Raw genomic sequence first — 14,470 nt, forward strand, 5'->3', positions numbered from 1 at the left:
CATGCACTATTGACACGCGCTTTTACTGCCAGGAATGCACCATGTCGCTGATCACCCATCCCAATGCCCGTGAATTGACCAAGTCGGTGCGCGCCACCGTGCTGGTCTTCAAGGACCCGCGCTCACAGGAATTGCTGGCGCGTATCGAGCGCCTGGCCCCCAGTGAGGCCAACACCTTGATCATCGGCGAGACCGGCACCGGCAAGGAATTGGTCGCGCGGCATATCCATCACCTGAGCCGTCGCGGGCGTGAACCGTTTGTGGCGGTGAACTGCGGCGCCTTCGCCGAAACCCTGGTGGAAAGTGAGTTGTTCGGCCACGAGAAAGGCGCATTCACCGGCGCCACCACCCACAAGGCCGGCTGGTTCGAAGCGGCCAACGGCGGCACGCTGTTTCTGGATGAGATCGGCGATTTGCCGTTGAACATGCAGGTCAAATTATTGCGGGTGTTGCAGGAGCGAGAAGTGGTGCGCCTGGGCTCGCGCACACCGATTCCGATCAACGTACGGCTGGTGGCGGCCACCAACGTCAACCTCGCCGACGCGGTGGTGGCGGGGCATTTTCGTGAGGATTTGTTCTACCGCCTGCACGTCGCCACCATCCGCCTGCCGCCCCTGCGGGAACGGCCCGGCGACATCCTGCCGCTGGCGGAATTTTTTCTTGAAGAGCACTGCCAGCGCCTCGGCTACAACCGCGCGTCACTGAGCATCGATGCCGAGCGCAAGCTGCTGGAACACAGCTGGCCGGGGAATATTCGCGAGCTGGAAAACGCCATTCACCATGCGTTGCTGGTGTGCCGCAATCAACTGGTGCAGCCGCCGGATTTGCACCTGGTGGACATGCGTTCTTCCGGCATTCGCCAGGACGAGGCGAACCAGGCCGCGCCTGCGATCACTGGGCCGGTGAGCCTGGAGGCGGCGCTCACTGCGTTGTTCGAACAGAACATTCCGGACCTCTACGAGCACATCGAAGAGACGATCTTTCGCGCGGCCTATCGCTATTGCCATGGCAACCAGTTGCAGACCGGGCGCCTGCTGAATATCAGCCGCAACATCGTGTGGGCGCGGCTGGAGAAGATCGGCGAGTTGGGCAAACCGGTGCTGCTCGACGGGCAGTGACGGGGGTGTTAGCGTTTCGGGCTTCTCTGATCTGTAGAGGGCTCGACGTTGATTCGACTGACCGATTACATCGCTGATTTTTCCCGTTCGCCGCTGGCACCCTGGGTGGATCTTGCGCCGTGGGAGTTGGTGACCCAGGCGCCGGAAATCGTTCGCAAATTGCTGGCGGGGCTTTCTGATGATGACTATGAGATTCATGACGAGATTGCCGTGCACCGTACTGCGGTCGTGGAGGCGGGCGCTGTTTTGAAATCGCCGCTGATCATCGGCGCCCACTGTTTTATCGCTGCCGGTGCCTACCTTCGCGGCGGTTGCTGGGTGGATGAATATTGCATCTTCGGACCGGGTGCCGAGCTCAAGACGTCCTTTGTCTTCAGCGGCAGCAAGTTGGCGCATTTCAACTTTGTCGGTGATTCGGTATTGGGCCGCGGGGTTAACCTGGAAGCCGGCAGTATCGTGGCCAACTACCGGAACGAGCGTGACGACAAGGAAGTGCAGGTGCGCATTGACGGGCAGTTGCAGCGCACCGGCTGTGACAAGTTTGGCGCGCTGCTTGGGGATCAGTGCCGGGTGGGAGCCAATGGCGTGCTGGCGCCGGGTGCGGTGCTCGGTTCAGGTCGTGTGGTGGGGCGCGGTCAACTGTTCGATGGAGAAGTGGGCAACGGTTAGTCGAAAAGAACGTGGTACGCCGGCAGGTTATTAAATAGAATGAATCTCATTTGAGACTGACTCGCGCCGCGCAGGTTACTTGCCATGAATGATGCTGTAGTGCCGACGCACCTCGCTGAACCCAGCCTTCACACGTTGTATCGCGACCACCGCAGCTGGCTCGAAAGCTGGCTGCGGCGCCGCTTGGGCAACGCCTGGGATGCGGCCGACCTGAGCCAGGACACGTTCCTGCGGGTGCTGGCCAGCGCGCAGCCGATTGCGCAATTGCAGGAGCCCCGGGCCTATCTGGTAACGGTGGGCAAGCGCTTGCTGGTGAATTTTCACCAGCGGCGCAGTCTGGAACAGGCGTATCTCAATGCGTTGATGCAGTTGCCGGAGGCTTGCGTGCCGTCGCCGGAGCAACGCTGGTTGCTGCTGGAAACCCTGCAAGCCCTGGATGAATTGCTCGACGGTTTGCCGGCGGTAGTGCGCCGCGCGTTTCTTTGGAGCCAGCTGGAAGGACTCGCCTATCGGGAGATTGCCGAGCGGCTCAAGGTATCCGAGCGTACGGTCAAGCGCTACATGGCCCAGGCTTACGAGCATTGCCTGCTGGTGGAACTGTGAGCCGTACTGCGCCGGATCTCGCCCGGGCGGCGGCGCAATGGCTGGCGTTGCTGGAGTCCGGCAGCGCCACCGAACGAGATCACGCCCGCCTGCAGCAGTGGCGTGACAGCCATCCCCAGCATGAGCAGATCTGGCAAAAAGCCCAATCGCTGCGCCAACGGTTTACCGACTTGCCGCCAGCGTTGGCCATGGCCAGCCTTGATCGTCCGCAACCGGGACGGCGTGCAGTACTCAAGCGTGCCTTGGGCGTCGCCGCGTTGTTGCCAACCGCGTGGTTGCTCAGCCGGCAATTGCCTATCGACGTGTGGCGCGCCGACCTGCACACCGCCACTGGCGAACGCAAGCGAGTGCCGCTGTTGGATGGCAGCAGCCTGCAACTGAATACCGCGAGCGCGGTGGACGTGGATACGGCCCGGCGCCGTGTGACGCTGGTGGAAGGGGAGATGGCGTTGACGGTGCCGGGGGCTGGTACGCTGACGGTGCAGACGCGTTATGGCCAAGTGATCGTCAGCCAGGCTGAAGTGTGTGTGCGGCAGTTGTCTTCCGGGTGTTTGGTGTCGGTGTTGAAGGGCGCGGTGCAGGTGCAGGACCTGCGTGGGCAAGTGGCGACATTGCAGGGGGGGCAGCAGGCACGGTTGCAGGCGTCGGGGATGGGCGCTGCGGTGGGGTTTGATGCGTTGCAATTGGGTTGGCGCGACGGTGTGCTGACTGCGCAGAACCAGCTCTTGGGTGATTTTTTGCGGGAGCTGGAGCGGTATCGGCCGGGTGTGCTGCGCTGGGACCCGAGCCTTGAAGCGCTGCGGGTCACTGGGAGTTTTCAGTTGGCCGATACCGATCGAATTCTTGCGTTGCTGGCGTCGACGATGCCGCTGCAAGTGCAGTCCCGTACGCAGTATTGGGTGACGTTGACGCCGCGTAAATCGGCTGCTTGATGCGATCCTTGTGGGAGCGGGCTTGCTCGCGAAGAACCTGAGAGCGCCGCGTTGAATCAGGATGCCCGCGTCATCGTTAACGACCNNACATTTGAACCGTGCCCGCTTCAGCTTTTGATTTTGGGCGGACTCAACACGTGCCTTTCAGATCACATGCGCCCGTTGCAGCTCAGTCAACGCCAGTGCCTTGAGCCGCGCCAACAGCGGATCCCGCCGATCCCGCGGATGCACCAGCTCCACCGCCAGCTCCTGGCGAATACTGCTCGGCCGGTTATCCATCACCAACACCCGGTCACTCAGGTACAGCGCCTCGTCCACATCGTGAGTCACCAGCAGCAGGGCGATCCCGTGGTGCTCGGCCAATTGCAGCAGCAGGTCCTGCAGCTTCATGCGGGTAAACGCATCCACCGCGCTGAACGGTTCGTCCAGCAACAGCACCTGCGGTCGTGAATACAGCCCGCGAGCAATCGCCACCCGTTGCGCCATCCCGCCAGACAACGCCTTGGGCAACGCCTGGCCAAAACCCGTAAGCCCCACCTCATCGATCAACTGCGCGACCCAGGCCTTGTCATAGCCAACGTCATCGCTGAAACCAATGTTTTGCTCCACCGTCAGCCACGGCATCAGGCGTGGCTCCTGAAATACAAACGCGACCTCACCACCGCCTTGCAGCAGTTCCCCCTGATAGTCCTTTTCCAGCCCGGCGACGATCCGCAGCAAGGTGCTTTTGCCGCAGCCACTGGGGCCCAGCAAACTGACGGCTTCCCGCGGCTGCAAGGCCAAATGGACGTTGGTCAGCACCGTCGTCGCGCCGAAGTTTTTCCGCTCGACGCGAATATCCAGTAGCGCTTCACTCATGCTCAATTCTCCGGGCCTTGGCCGTTGAAGGTATCGCGCCAGGCCAGGCAGCGTTTTTCCAGGGCCGCCAACAGGCCGTCGCTGATCTTGCCCAGCAGCGCCAGCACGATGATCGCCGCCAGCACAATGTCGGGCCGTGAGGTTTCCCGGCCATCGCTGAGCAGGTAACCCAGGCCCCTGGTCGCGGCGATCAACTCGGCCGCCACCAGGAACATCCACGCCAGGCTCAGGCCGCTGCGCAAGCCGGTGAACAGGCCGGGCAGGGCGGCAGGCAACAGGATGCGACGCACCAGGCGCGTGCGGCTGAAGCCATACATCTGCCCGACTTCCACCAGCTTGCGGTCGATGTCGCGAATGGCCGCGACGCCATTGAGGTACACCGGGAAGAACGCGCCGATGGCAATCAGCACGATCTTCGAGGTCTCATCAATGCCCAGCCACAGCAGCAACAGCGGCACCCAGGCCAGGCTCGGGATCGAGCGCAGGCCGGCGAAGGTCGGCTCCAGATACGCCTCGGCTTCGCGGCTCAAGCCGACCCAGGCGGCAAACACCAACGCCAGGCTGGCACCAATGGCGAACCCCAGCAGCACCCGCAACAGGCTGGCGCTGATGTGTTTCCACAGCGCGCCTTCGGCGAGGTCGGTGAGGGTCACGGCGATCTCGCTGGGCGCCGGCATCTGGTAGGACGGCAGCCAGCCGATGCGCACCACCACTTCAAGGATCACCAGGATCAACACCGGCAACGCCAGGCCCTTGAGCCGCCGCGGCCAGGCGCTGCGCTGCACGGTGAGCGTTGGCGCGAGTGCGACGGGCAGGGTTTCGCTTTTGCTGCTCATGACGCTCCCCTTATGGACGAGGCAAAGCCTGGCCAAAGCTTGGGTCGATCAACTGGTCGATCACCTGATCCACATTCACCCCACGGCGCACCAGTTCTTCCGACACCAGGATCGGCGCGGCCGCCTTGGACGACACCACGTCCTGGGCAGTGAGCAATGGGCTGCTAAGGTCGGTACGCGACAATTGCAGCTTGGCCACGTCCAGGGGCAGGCCGGATTCGTCGGCCAGCAGCTTGGCGAATTCGTCGGGGTGTTTCACCGCCCAGTTGCGGGCTTTTTCATAGGCACCGAGCACCTTGGCGATGGTCTGTGGATGCTCCTTGGCGTATTTGTCGGTCACGCTGACCACGCCGTAGCTGTTGAAGTCCTTGTTGCGGTACAGCAGGCGCGAACCCGCCTGGATTTCGCTGGCGGCCATGTGCGGGTCGAGACCGGCCCAGGCGTCCACATCACCTTTCTCCAGGGCGGTACGGCCGTCCGGGTGCTGCAGGTGCACCAGCTCCACGTCGTCCTTGCTCAGGCCGGCTTTCTGCAGGCTGCGCAGGGTGAACAGATACGGGTCGGTGCCTTTGGTGGCGGCGATTTTCTTGCCCTTGAGGTCGCTGACGCTGTTGAACGTCGAGTCCTTGCGCACCACCAGTGCAGTCCACTCGGCGCGGCTGTACACATACACCGACTTGATCGGGCTGCCATTGGCCCGGCTGAGCACCGCCGACAGGCTGGCGGACGAGGCGAAGTCGACGCCGCCGCTGTTGAGGTATTCCAGGGAACGGTTGCTGCCCTGGCTCAACACCCAGCCGACCTTGGTTTGCGGCAGCGCTTCTTCAAGCCAGCCGAAGTGCTTGAGCACCAGGCTCACCGGGGAGTAGTAGGCGTAGTCCAGGTTGACTTGCGCAGGGTCGGTTTCCGCTGCTTGGGCCAGGGGTTGCAGGCTGAAGGCGAGGGCGCAGGCGCCCAACAGGGTATTGAAGAAGGGTTTCATGGAACAGCTCCGGACAAGGCGGGAAAAGAGAAGGCTTTTCTTATATTCAGAAAATTCATATGGCATGTTCCATCATGCGTTATAGGAATATGCAGTCTCTGTGCCAGCGTCTTTGCAGGGCAGGGCAGCACCCTGGTGTAGCAGCTGTCGAGCCCAAGCGAGGCTGCGTTCGCGGTGTGTCAGATAGACCGCTGACGCAGTATCGCTTGGGCTCGACAGCTGCTACGTGGGGAGTGGTTGGGAGTGGGGAGGCGGGCACTTTGTTGAATCACTGTTGGCTGTGCAACAGCTTGCATATGTTTTTATGGAATAAATAAAGAGTTATATATTCCTTTTGTTGGTTTCACGAATAGGGCACTTTGAGTGCCTGCGCATTCGTGCGGATTGACCCAACAGACCAAAGGAAAGCCGACATGACCATTAAAGCGATCAACGTGCGCAACCAGTTCAAAGGCGTGATCAAGGAAATCCTGATCGGCGAAGTGGTGTCCGAGATCGACGTGCAAACCGCGTCGGGGATCGTGACGTCGGTGATTACCACACGCTCGGTGCGTGACCTGGAATTGAAGGTGGGCAGTGAAGTGATTGCCTTTGTGAAGTCGACTGAAGTGTCGATCGCCAAGCTGTAAACCCGAGTCCAGTTGTGAACCCAATCCAAATGTGGGAGCGGGCTTGCTCGCGAAGGCGGTGTGACAGTCGACATCTACAATGACTGATCCACCGCTTTCGCGAGCAAGCCCGCTCACACATTTTGTTTTGCATACAGCCGTTGGAGAGTTAGTTGAGCCGAGGCCCGCCTCCCGATGGCCGGGACCCAGGCTTCTCATCCGAAGCATCCGGCAGTGCCTTGGGCGTTTCACTCGGGTCCTTGTAGTCCTTGTGCAAATCCCCATCCAGCCGGTTGCTCGACGAGCCGCCGCTTTGTGGTGTGGAGTCGAAATGCTCCCACTCCGATTGCTGGAAGCGGAACAGGCTGTCATCGGTCGGCGTGTCGCGGCCGTGGTAGTGGTGGATCTCGTAGTGGGCGTATTCGACCTTGTCGGCCCAGTTGTCCTGCAGCAAACCGTCGCCGGCCAGGTCGCGGTACCAGTCGTTTTCCTTCTCGGTAGCCTTCTGTTTTTTATTGTGGTCGACGAAGTAGCCGATGATTCCGCCTACCACCGCCAACACCACGCCCACCAGGAACAGCGGCCCGGTCAGCGCCGCCGCCGTGCCTGCGCCAAACAGCGCCGCCGCACCCAATACCCCGGCCGACGCGCCGAACGCACCGCCCGCCACTTGCAAGCCACCTGCGGCCTGAGCCAACGGGTCTTTGCTGTCCACGCCGCTTTTGATCGCCAGGGCGCCGAGCACAATGTCGGCAAAACCACCGGCAATGTCCGTCGCCGGGCCCAACACCTTGATCACGGAACCGGCGATCTTCGCCGATTGGGAGGCGCCAAGCTTGGCCGCACCGGCTGCCTTGAGGCCGTCATCCAGGTGAGTGGCGAGGCCTTCGGTGGCTTCGGTTACCGCCTTGTCGCCCTCGCCAAACAGCTTGGCCACGCCGTCGTACTGGCTGTCGGGAACCGCGTCCAGGGCCGCAGCGATTTCCTTGCTGACCTTTGAGTCGATTTCGGTGGGTTTGCTGAAGTCGATGACTTTGCCGGCCGCCCCTTCCTTGCCCCAGATTTCCGGCAGGGTCTTGTCCAGGCCGAGGAAGTCCACCAGGCCGCCCTTGCCCAGGGCTTCGCCGATCTTGTCACCGAGCTTGACGAAGTGGCTGGCGCCGCCGGCAAAACTCAGGAAGTCCTTGGCGATGGTCATGCGTTGGGCCGGGGTTTCGCCGAGCTTGCCGCCTTTGCCCACCAGTTGGTAAATCCCCGAAAACAGGCTGACGCCGGCGCCCATCGAACCGAGGATGCCTTTGCTGTTGAGGGTGTTGAACACTTCGCCGAGCATGCCGCGATCCGCCACCGGGATATACGGTTTGCTCAGGGCGGTTTTCACGTCGGCTTCGCTGATGGTGCCGCTGTTCTTGTAGACGTCGCCGAGCTCTTCCAGGGCCTTGGTCACGGCCGAGGATTTCTCCTTGCCCTCCAGGCCTTCGTTGAGGAATTTCTCCAGCACTTCCTGGCTGCGGCGCGGCAGGTCCAGCAGGTTGCCCTTGAGCACGCCCTTGAGCAGGCCGAACAGGTCCTTGGTGGCCAACTCCTTGTTGTCGTCGGAGATCTTGCTCGGGTCCGAGAGAATCTCGTTGAGGTCGGTGGTGAGGCCATCGGCCTGGATATTCTGCGCGGCCTTGGTGGCGGCTTCCGGGTCGAACAGCGACAGCGAGGTCAGGGTGTTGCTCAGATCCTGCTGGGCTTCGTGGCTCTTGCCCTGTTTTTGCAGGTCCTTGAGGTACAGCACATAGTCGGGGTTGCTGGTCAGGTCGAGAAGCTTCTGCTTGATCTCGTCCTTGTTGGGCAGGTGACTGATGGCGTCGTCCATCTTGGTCTTGTAGTCGGCCTGCACCGTCGGGTCCTTGAACAACTCGCCGATCTGCTCCTGCACCGCCTTGCCGTCGATGATGTCGTGCATGTCGGCGGAGGTGAGCTCGGTCTGCTTGTCATCGAACTCGCGCCAGGTGGTGTTGAACGGGCGCTTGGATTCTTCGTAGCCGGTGATGCCATGGCCGTTCTGGTAGGCGGCCTGGGCTTCCAGGGCGCGGACCAGTTTGGCCCGTGGATCGTCCTTGGGAATCGAGCCGTCCTTGACGCCGGCGCGGTAGGTGTCGATCAGTTCGGTGGTGGCCAGCTCGCTGACGCTCTGGGTCGGCGATTTGTCGTCGTCCTTGTCGGCATGCACGCCGGTGTCGAGGTTGAGCACGTCGAGCTCATCGTTGCTCGGCAGGTTGTACTTGGCGCGGGTCTCGTCGACGGTGCCGGCGCTCCAGGCTTCCCATTTCGCCACCACTTCGTCGTAGAGCTGCGGGCTGAGCTCCTTGGAGACGATGACCTTGCCTTCGCTCGTTTCATAGCGGATCAGGCCGTCCCCCAGCTCGTCGGGAGAACCGAAGGTGATCTCGGTGTTCTTCAGGAAGTCATTCGGCCCGGCCAGCTTGTAGCCGGCGTCTTCACTGGAGTGGATCTTGCTCCAGGTGTCCTGGGCGGTGGCCACGCTCTTGAACAGTTCCGGGCTGACGTCGGCCGATACGACGACCTTGGTGCCGTCGTGGGTTTCATAGGTCAGCACATTGCCTTGCTGGCCTTCGATCCAGCCGAAGCCCTTGTAGTCGTTCAGCTCCGGCGCCTTGGTATTGGCGTCTGCCAGGGTCGAGCCGTCGTTGAGCGCGGACTCTACGGCGGCCTTTTTGTCGGGGCTGGTGTAGACCTCGTGCAGGCCTGCCAGGTAGTCGAACAGCTTGGGGTTGTCGTCGCGGGCCACGACCATTTTCTGACCGTTGCTTTCAAAGCGGATCAGGCCGGGGCCGACTTCATCCTTAGGGCCGACGGTGGTGCCGGCGTAGGGCGGCCACACTTCGTTGTCGCTGGCGCGCTTATAGCCGGCGTCTTCGCTGCTGCCCAGGCCGGTGAAGCTTTCATAGGCTTCCTTGGCTTTCTGGAAGGCCTCCGGGTTGTCGCGCTGGCTGATGACGAACTTGTTGCCGTCCTGGGTCTCGTAGCGAATCACGCCGGGGCCGGTTTCGTCGGGCGGGCCGAGGGATTTGTAATCACCGAGCTTTTCCGGGGCCGTGGCGTCGCCGCCCAGGCGCTGGTAGCCGGCGGCTTCGCTGGCGTTGACGCCGGAGAGTGCCTTGAAGTCGGCGCTGACTTGCTTGAACAGCTCGGGGCTGTCTTTTTCGCTGACGATGACTTTCTTGCCGTCCTGGGTTTCATAGCGGATCAGGCCGGGGCCGACTTCGTCCGCCGGGCCGATGGCCTTGTAATCCCCCAGGGTGGTGGGCGGCGCGGCGTCCTTGGCGGCCAGTTCATAGCCTTGTTCCTTGCTGGCAGCGAGCCCTTGCGCGGTTTTGTCGCCGGCCTCCACCTTCTTGTTGTTGGCGCTGTTCTTGAGCAGCACGTGGAACGCCGCGCCGGACTTGGGCGGTGTGAGAGGAAGGGCTTTGGGGTCGGTCGAGCGGTTGAGCGGCTGGGTCGTCATGCCATGGAACTCCTGCTGTTACCGGTGGGACGAATCGGCAAAAACAGTAACAGCAGGGGTTCGGCGGTCGTTGCGAAAAGTTGTGAATTGCGCCTTAACGGTGACGCAGGCTGCGTTCCAGGCGGGCGATGCCTTCTTCCAGCATGGCCCGTGGGCAGCCGAAGTTCAGGCGCACGAATTGCTGGCTGTCATCGCCGAATTCAATCCCGGCGCTCAAGCCGACCCTGGCCTGTTCGAGGAAGAACCGTTGCGGGTCGTCCAGGCCCAGGGCGCTGCAATCCAGCCAGGCCAGGTAGGTGCCTTGAGGCGCATGCATGACCACGCCGGGCAGGCGGGTTTGCACGGCGTTCAGCAGGTAATCGCGGTTGGCTTGCAGGTAGGCCACCAGCGCCTGCAGCCAGTCGCCGCAGTCGCTGTAGGCCGCACGCGTGGCTTCCAGGCCCAGGGGGCTGACGCTGTCGACCATGCCGCAGCGGGCTTGGTTGAAGCGCTCGCGGATCTCGGGATTCTGGATCACCGCGAAGCAGGTCTTCAACCCGGCGACGTTATACGCCTTGCTCGCCGACATCAGGGTGATGGTGCGCTGGGCAATCTCGGGGCTGAGGCTGGCGGTGGGAATATGCCGGCGGCCGTCAAAGCACAGCTCGGCGTGGATTTCATCGGAGACGATCAGCGCACCCTGGTCCAGGCAGGCGCTGGCCACGGCCAGCAGTTCCTCACGGGGGAAGACCTTGCCCATCGGGTTGTGCGGGTTGCTCAACAGCAGCGCCCCGGCGCCGGTGAGGGCTTCACGCATTGCCGGCAACGGCGTGAGGTACTCGCCTTCGGCGCTCAGCTCAAATGGCACTTCGATCTTCGGCAGGTTCCAGTGGCCGGGCGCCAGGCGGATCGGGCGATAGTTGGGGGTTTGTAACACCACCGGTTGGCCGGGCTGCACAAATGCGTGCAGCGCCATGTTGAAACCAGGCTCGACCCCCGGCAGGAACAGCAACTCATCCGGCTGTACGCGCCAGGCGTACTTGGCCCACAGGTCGGCGACGATCGCCTCGCGCACGCCATCGCAGGCCACGCTGTAGCCGAGGATCTGTTGACCGAGGCGCTGGTGCAGCGCCTGAAGCACAGCCGGTGGTGCGGCGATGTCCATGTCGGCAATCCACATCGGCAGAACGTCTTGCGGGTAACGACTCCACTTGGTGCTGCCGGTGCCGAGGCGGGAGTGGATCGTGTCGAAATCAAAGCTCATGGGTGGCTCGTATCAGGGAGGCGGGCGTAGAAATGGCGCTGATTCTAGCGCCATTAATTTTACGCGCCAGCGCTGATTGCCGCCCGGGCGCCCGCTTGCCGGTCAAATGCCTCGGCCAACTGCGTGTGGGCCTGTTCCAGGCTGCGCTGCACGGCGGCTGCGCCACGCACCATGGCCCCCAGATAGACGAAATCCACCGCGTGAATGCCCACGGTTCCAAGGATCGCCTGCAGGTAGGGCGTGAGGAAGTCGGGCTCGCGGTTTTTTCGCGAACTGCCGGAGCTGACCAGTACAAAGGTGCGCCGGTCCTTGAGCAAGCCGACTTTCTCAAACTGCGGATTCACCGTGAAACTGCGGTGGATGCGCACCACATGGTCGATCCAGCACTTGAGGGCCGCCGGCACCGTGAAATTGTGCACGGGGGTGCAGATGATCAACAGGTCACAGGCTTCCAGCTCGACAATCAGTTGCTCGGAGCGCTCGGTTGCCGGGCCGCTCAGGCCGCCGGGCGTGGTCAGGGCGTTGGCGTATTCCCGGGTCAGCGCCGGCAGGGCCTGGCCGCCGTAGTCGCGTTCGACCACTTCGGCCTCGGGTGCCTGTTCGCGGAGCAGGGCGCGGGCCAGGCGGAAGGTCTGGGCGGCCTTGCCGTGGGGGCTGAAGCTCAGTAGCAGGGCGCGGGTCATTGGCCGAGGTCCTGTGAAAAGTGCATCCCCAGTGGCAGCAGGCCCTGGCGAAAATAGAAGCGTTGGGCCAGGGCCATGTGCATGCCGGTGTCCAGCACCAGGTAGCGATAGCCCAGGCGGCGGGTGTGCTGGCGTACCTCGTCCAGCAGGTGCGCACCCAGGCGTCGGCGTTGCAGCGAGGCGTCCACCACCAGGTCATCGACGTAGATAAAGCGGCCATACAGCAGGTTTTCCGTCAGGCGATAACCGGCCAGGCCCAGCACCTGGCCGTTTTCCCGGGCGGCCAGCAGGCGGTAGCCGGTTTCGCGCTGGCGCTGGATCTGCTGGACGAAGGCGTGCGGGTCTTCGAGCTTTGGCCGCAGTTGCTGCATAACGGCAAAGCAGGCCAGGCAGTCGGCGTCGCTTTCGATGTGCACAAACTCAACAGAGTCATTCATGGTTGCCGTGCTCCATGTGCGCTTTTACGGCGGCAGGGACTTTGCGAAAGCTGATGGCGACGCGGTTCAGGGCGTTCATCAGGGCGATAGCCAGGGTCAGGTCGGCAATTTCCTTGTCATCGAAGAGGGCCTTGGCCTCGGCATAGTGTTCGTCCGGCACCTCGGTTTGTGCGACCTGGGTGACCGACTCGGCCCAAGCTAACGCGGCGCGTTCACGCGGGCTGAACAACGGCAACGCTTCGCGCCAGGCGGCCAGCAGCATCAGCTTTTCCAGGCTCACGCCCTGTTTGAGCAGGTCGCGCGAATGTGAGTCCAGGCAGTAGGCGCAGCCGTTGAGTTGCGAGACCCGCAGGTACACCAGGTCAATCAATTCCTTCTCCAGGTCGCAGCCGTGGATGTAGCTGTGCACCGAGCCAAGGGCCTTGTAGCCGACGGGCGCCGCCAGGGCGTAGTCGAGACGGTGTTGCATGGGGTGCTCCTTGTTTCATGAAGTGATGCCGTCAGTGTGGCGGCCGGGTCGCCGGCTCAATAGGGCCAAGAATGGACAAGCGGGTTGGGACAAGATCAGACTTCAGGGCTGATTCACTGTGAGCCGGATAACGATGTCGTCACTGCCCAAATACCAGGAGATCTACCGGCGCTTTCGCCAGGCCATCGACCAGGGCCAACTGCGCCCCGGTGAGCGGGTGCCGTCGGTGCGCAGCCTGGCCCAGGAACTGAAGGTGGCCCGGGGCACGGTGGAGGCGGCCTACCAGTTGCTGGTGAGCGAAGGGTTCTTCCTGGCGCGGGGCCAGGCGGGAACAGTGGTGGCCGAGGCGTTGCCGCAGCGCTCGATCAAGTCGTTGCCGGTTGAACCCGAACCCGTGGCGCCGGCGTCGGCCCCGCGCCTGTTGCAGTTGGGCTTGCCGGCGCTCGACAGCTTTCCGCGCAAGCTGTGGGCGCGGCTGGTCACCCGGCAAGTGCGCCGAGTCGATGTGAACAGCCTGGCCATGGGCGATGTGCGTGGCGCCCGCTCGCTGCGTGTGGCGATCTCGCAATACCTGGCGCTGTACCGGGGCGTGGAGTGTTCGCCGGAGCAGGTGTTCGTGTGTGCCGGTTACTCGGCGTGCCTCGCGCTGGTGTGTGATGCGCTGCAGATGGCCGGCCAGCCATGCTGGTTCGAAGACCCGGGCTACCTGCATGCGCGGCAACTGCTGCTGCACCTGGGGGTGCAGTTGGTCCCGGTGCCGGTGGACCACGACGGGCTTGATGTGGAGGAGGGCATACGGCGTGCGCCCGGCGCCCGGCTGGCGATTGTCACCCCGGCCCACCAGAGCCCGCTGGGGGTCGCCCTCGGTACTGCGCGGCGCCATCGCTTGCTCGATTGGGCACAGGCCCACGGCGGCTGGGTGGTGGAAGACGACTACGACAGTGAGTTTCGCTACAAGGGCCAGCCCCTGGCCGCGCTCAAGAGCCAGGACACGGCCGACCGGGTGATCTACTCCGGCAGTTTCAGCAAGATGCTCTTCCCGGGGCTGCGCCTGGGTTATCTGGTGGTGCCTCGGGCGCTGCTCCCGGCCTTTGAGGCCAGCGCCGGCGTGCTGCAAAACCGCAGCGCCGAATTGCTGCAAGCCACCACGGCGGACTTTCTCGACCAGGGCCATTTCACCCGTCACCTGAAAAAAATGCGCCAGCTCTACACCGCGCGGCGCGGCTTTCTGGTGGAGGCACTGGCCAGTCATTGCGGGGCGCTTTTGCAGGTGGATGAGCAGTCCGGCGGGATCAACCTGCTGGCGCGGCTGCGGGTGGACGTCTGCGATCAGGCCGTCGCTGCGGCCGCCGCACGTGCCGGGCTGGGGATACAGGCCGTGTCGGGCTGGAGCATCGAGCCCGGCGGTCAGCAAGGCCTGTTGATGGGCTTCACCAACCTGGCGACTCGCCAGCAAGCGGTGCAAGCGGCGCTGGTGTTGCGCGAGGTCATCGACGGCGCTTTATGAACACCGGT

General features: G+C 63.0%; 14 protein-coding genes. 6 read left to right on the forward strand and 8 right to left on the reverse strand.

What is annotated here, in order from left to right:
• Nucleotides 1-41 precede the first annotated feature (41 nt).
• The 4 genes from HYE77_RS31475 (at nucleotide 42) to HYE77_RS31490 (ending at nucleotide 3,322) form a co-directional block, all read left to right on the forward strand.
• Nucleotides 42-1,118, forward strand: coding sequence for a sigma-54-dependent Fis family transcriptional regulator (locus HYE77_RS31475; protein ID WP_177070499.1), 1,077 nt, complete (start codon nucleotides 42-44; stop codon nucleotides 1,116-1,118).
• 48 nt (nucleotides 1,119-1,166) lie between these two features.
• Nucleotides 1,167-1,787, forward strand: coding sequence for an LpxA family transferase (locus tag HYE77_RS31480; RefSeq protein WP_003216998.1), 621 nt, complete (start codon nucleotides 1,167-1,169; stop codon nucleotides 1,785-1,787).
• A gap of 84 nt (nucleotides 1,788-1,871) precedes the next feature.
• A complete protein-coding gene (locus tag HYE77_RS31485; protein WP_003217001.1) occupies nucleotides 1,872-2,390 on the forward strand; it encodes a sigma-70 family RNA polymerase sigma factor in 519 nt (172 codons plus the stop codon).
• Nucleotides 2,387-3,322 carry a FecR domain-containing protein gene (locus HYE77_RS31490; protein WP_177070501.1) on the forward strand — a complete coding sequence of 312 codons (936 nt, stop codon included), beginning with the start codon at nucleotides 2,387-2,389 and terminating at the stop codon, nucleotides 3,320-3,322. The genes HYE77_RS31485 and HYE77_RS31490 overlap by 4 nt, the downstream gene beginning before the upstream one ends.
• Before the next feature lie 144 nt (nucleotides 3,323-3,466).
• Here the strand turns inward: HYE77_RS31490 and HYE77_RS31495 are convergent, their stop codons facing one another.
• Genes HYE77_RS31495 through HYE77_RS31505 form a run of 3 tightly spaced genes read right to left on the reverse strand, consistent with a single transcriptional unit; the run spans nucleotide 3,467 to nucleotide 5,998 of the window.
• Entirely contained in the window at nucleotides 3,467-4,180 is a 714-nt protein-coding gene (locus HYE77_RS31495; protein WP_177019626.1) for an ABC transporter ATP-binding protein, read from the reverse strand.
• Between the two features lie 2 nt (nucleotides 4,181-4,182).
• Nucleotides 4,183-5,016 (reverse strand): ABC transporter permease, encoded by an 834-nt coding sequence (locus HYE77_RS31500; protein WP_177070503.1) that lies wholly within the window; start codon nucleotides 5,014-5,016, stop codon nucleotides 4,183-4,185.
• 10 nt (nucleotides 5,017-5,026) lie between these two features.
• Nucleotides 5,027-5,998: an aliphatic sulfonate ABC transporter substrate-binding protein gene (locus HYE77_RS31505; protein ID WP_177027878.1), complete on the reverse strand. Its 972-nt coding sequence runs from the start codon at nucleotides 5,996-5,998 to the stop codon at nucleotides 5,027-5,029.
• A 413-nt stretch (nucleotides 5,999-6,411) separates the two neighbouring features.
• Between HYE77_RS31505 and HYE77_RS31510 the strand changes: the two genes are divergently transcribed.
• A complete protein-coding gene (locus HYE77_RS31510) occupies nucleotides 6,412-6,627 on the forward strand; it encodes a molybdopterin-binding protein (protein WP_003217010.1) in 216 nt (71 codons plus the stop codon).
• Between the two features lie 148 nt (nucleotides 6,628-6,775).
• Here HYE77_RS31510 and HYE77_RS31515 read toward each other — a convergent pair whose 3' ends face one another.
• From HYE77_RS31515 to HYE77_RS31535, 5 genes are all read right to left on the reverse strand, one after another.
• A complete protein-coding gene (locus HYE77_RS31515) occupies nucleotides 6,776-10,123 on the reverse strand; it encodes a hypothetical protein (RefSeq protein ID WP_177070505.1) in 3,348 nt (1,115 codons plus the stop codon).
• Between the two features lie 94 nt (nucleotides 10,124-10,217).
• Nucleotides 10,218-11,366 (reverse strand): MalY/PatB family protein, encoded by a 1,149-nt coding sequence (locus tag HYE77_RS31520; protein ID WP_102605241.1) that lies wholly within the window; start codon nucleotides 11,364-11,366, stop codon nucleotides 10,218-10,220.
• A 59-nt stretch (nucleotides 11,367-11,425) separates the two neighbouring features.
• Complete coding sequence (locus HYE77_RS31525) at nucleotides 11,426-12,049, reverse strand: FMN-dependent NADH-azoreductase (protein WP_003217017.1); 624 nt, start codon at nucleotides 12,047-12,049, stop codon at nucleotides 11,426-11,428.
• Nucleotides 12,046-12,486 carry a GNAT family N-acetyltransferase gene (locus tag HYE77_RS31530; protein WP_177021460.1) on the reverse strand — a complete coding sequence of 147 codons (441 nt, stop codon included), beginning with the start codon at nucleotides 12,484-12,486 and terminating at the stop codon, nucleotides 12,046-12,048. The genes HYE77_RS31525 and HYE77_RS31530 overlap by 4 nt, the downstream gene beginning before the upstream one ends.
• Nucleotides 12,479-12,955: a carboxymuconolactone decarboxylase family protein gene (locus HYE77_RS31535; protein WP_177021461.1), complete on the reverse strand. Its 477-nt coding sequence runs from the start codon at nucleotides 12,953-12,955 to the stop codon at nucleotides 12,479-12,481. Before HYE77_RS31535 ends, HYE77_RS31530 begins: the two co-directional genes overlap by 8 nt.
• Before the next feature lie 133 nt (nucleotides 12,956-13,088).
• Between HYE77_RS31535 and HYE77_RS31540 the strand changes: the two genes are divergently transcribed.
• A complete protein-coding gene (locus HYE77_RS31540) occupies nucleotides 13,089-14,462 on the forward strand; it encodes a PLP-dependent aminotransferase family protein (protein WP_177070507.1) in 1,374 nt (457 codons plus the stop codon).
• Nucleotides 14,463-14,470: the final 8 nt, after the last annotated feature.

This window comes from Pseudomonas sp. IPO3774 (assembly GCF_013386835.1).
GTDB lineage: Bacteria > Pseudomonadota > Gammaproteobacteria > Pseudomonadales > Pseudomonadaceae > Aquipseudomonas.

What these genes read in the sequence shown, in the direction of transcription:
- HYE77_RS31475 (WP_177070499.1), top strand. Translation starts at nt 42, where the DNA reads ATGTCGCTGATCACCCATCCCAATGCCCGTGAATTGACCAAGTCGGTG.
- HYE77_RS31485 (WP_003217001.1), top strand. Translation starts at nt 1,872, where the DNA reads ATGAATGATGCTGTAGTGCCGACGCACCTCGCTGAACCCAGCCTTCAC.
- HYE77_RS31495 (WP_177019626.1), bottom strand. Translation starts at nt 4,180, where the DNA reads ATGAGTGAAGCGCTACTGGATATTCGCGTCGAGCGGAAAAACTTCGGC.
- HYE77_RS31500 (WP_177070503.1), bottom strand. Translation starts at nt 5,016, where the DNA reads ATGAGCAGCAAAAGCGAAACCCTGCCCGTCGCACTCGCGCCAACGCTC.
- HYE77_RS31505 (WP_177027878.1), bottom strand. Translation starts at nt 5,998, where the DNA reads ATGAAACCCTTCTTCAATACCCTGTTGGGCGCCTGCGCCCTCGCCTTC.
- HYE77_RS31510 (WP_003217010.1), top strand. Translation starts at nt 6,412, where the DNA reads ATGACCATTAAAGCGATCAACGTGCGCAACCAGTTCAAAGGCGTGATC.
- HYE77_RS31515 (WP_177070505.1), bottom strand. Translation starts at nt 10,123, where the DNA reads ATGACGACCCAGCCGCTCAACCGCTCGACCGACCCCAAAGCCCTTCCT.
- HYE77_RS31520 (WP_102605241.1), bottom strand. Translation starts at nt 11,366, where the DNA reads ATGAGCTTTGATTTCGACACGATCCACTCCCGCCTCGGCACCGGCAGC.
- HYE77_RS31525 (WP_003217017.1), bottom strand. Translation starts at nt 12,049, where the DNA reads ATGACCCGCGCCCTGCTACTGAGCTTCAGCCCCCACGGCAAGGCCGCC.
- HYE77_RS31530 (WP_177021460.1), bottom strand. Translation starts at nt 12,486, where the DNA reads ATGAATGACTCTGTTGAGTTTGTGCACATCGAAAGCGACGCCGACTGC.
- HYE77_RS31535 (WP_177021461.1), bottom strand. Translation starts at nt 12,955, where the DNA reads ATGCAACACCGTCTCGACTACGCCCTGGCGGCGCCCGTCGGCTACAAG.
- HYE77_RS31540 (WP_177070507.1), top strand. Translation starts at nt 13,089, where the DNA reads ATGTCGTCACTGCCCAAATACCAGGAGATCTACCGGCGCTTTCGCCAG.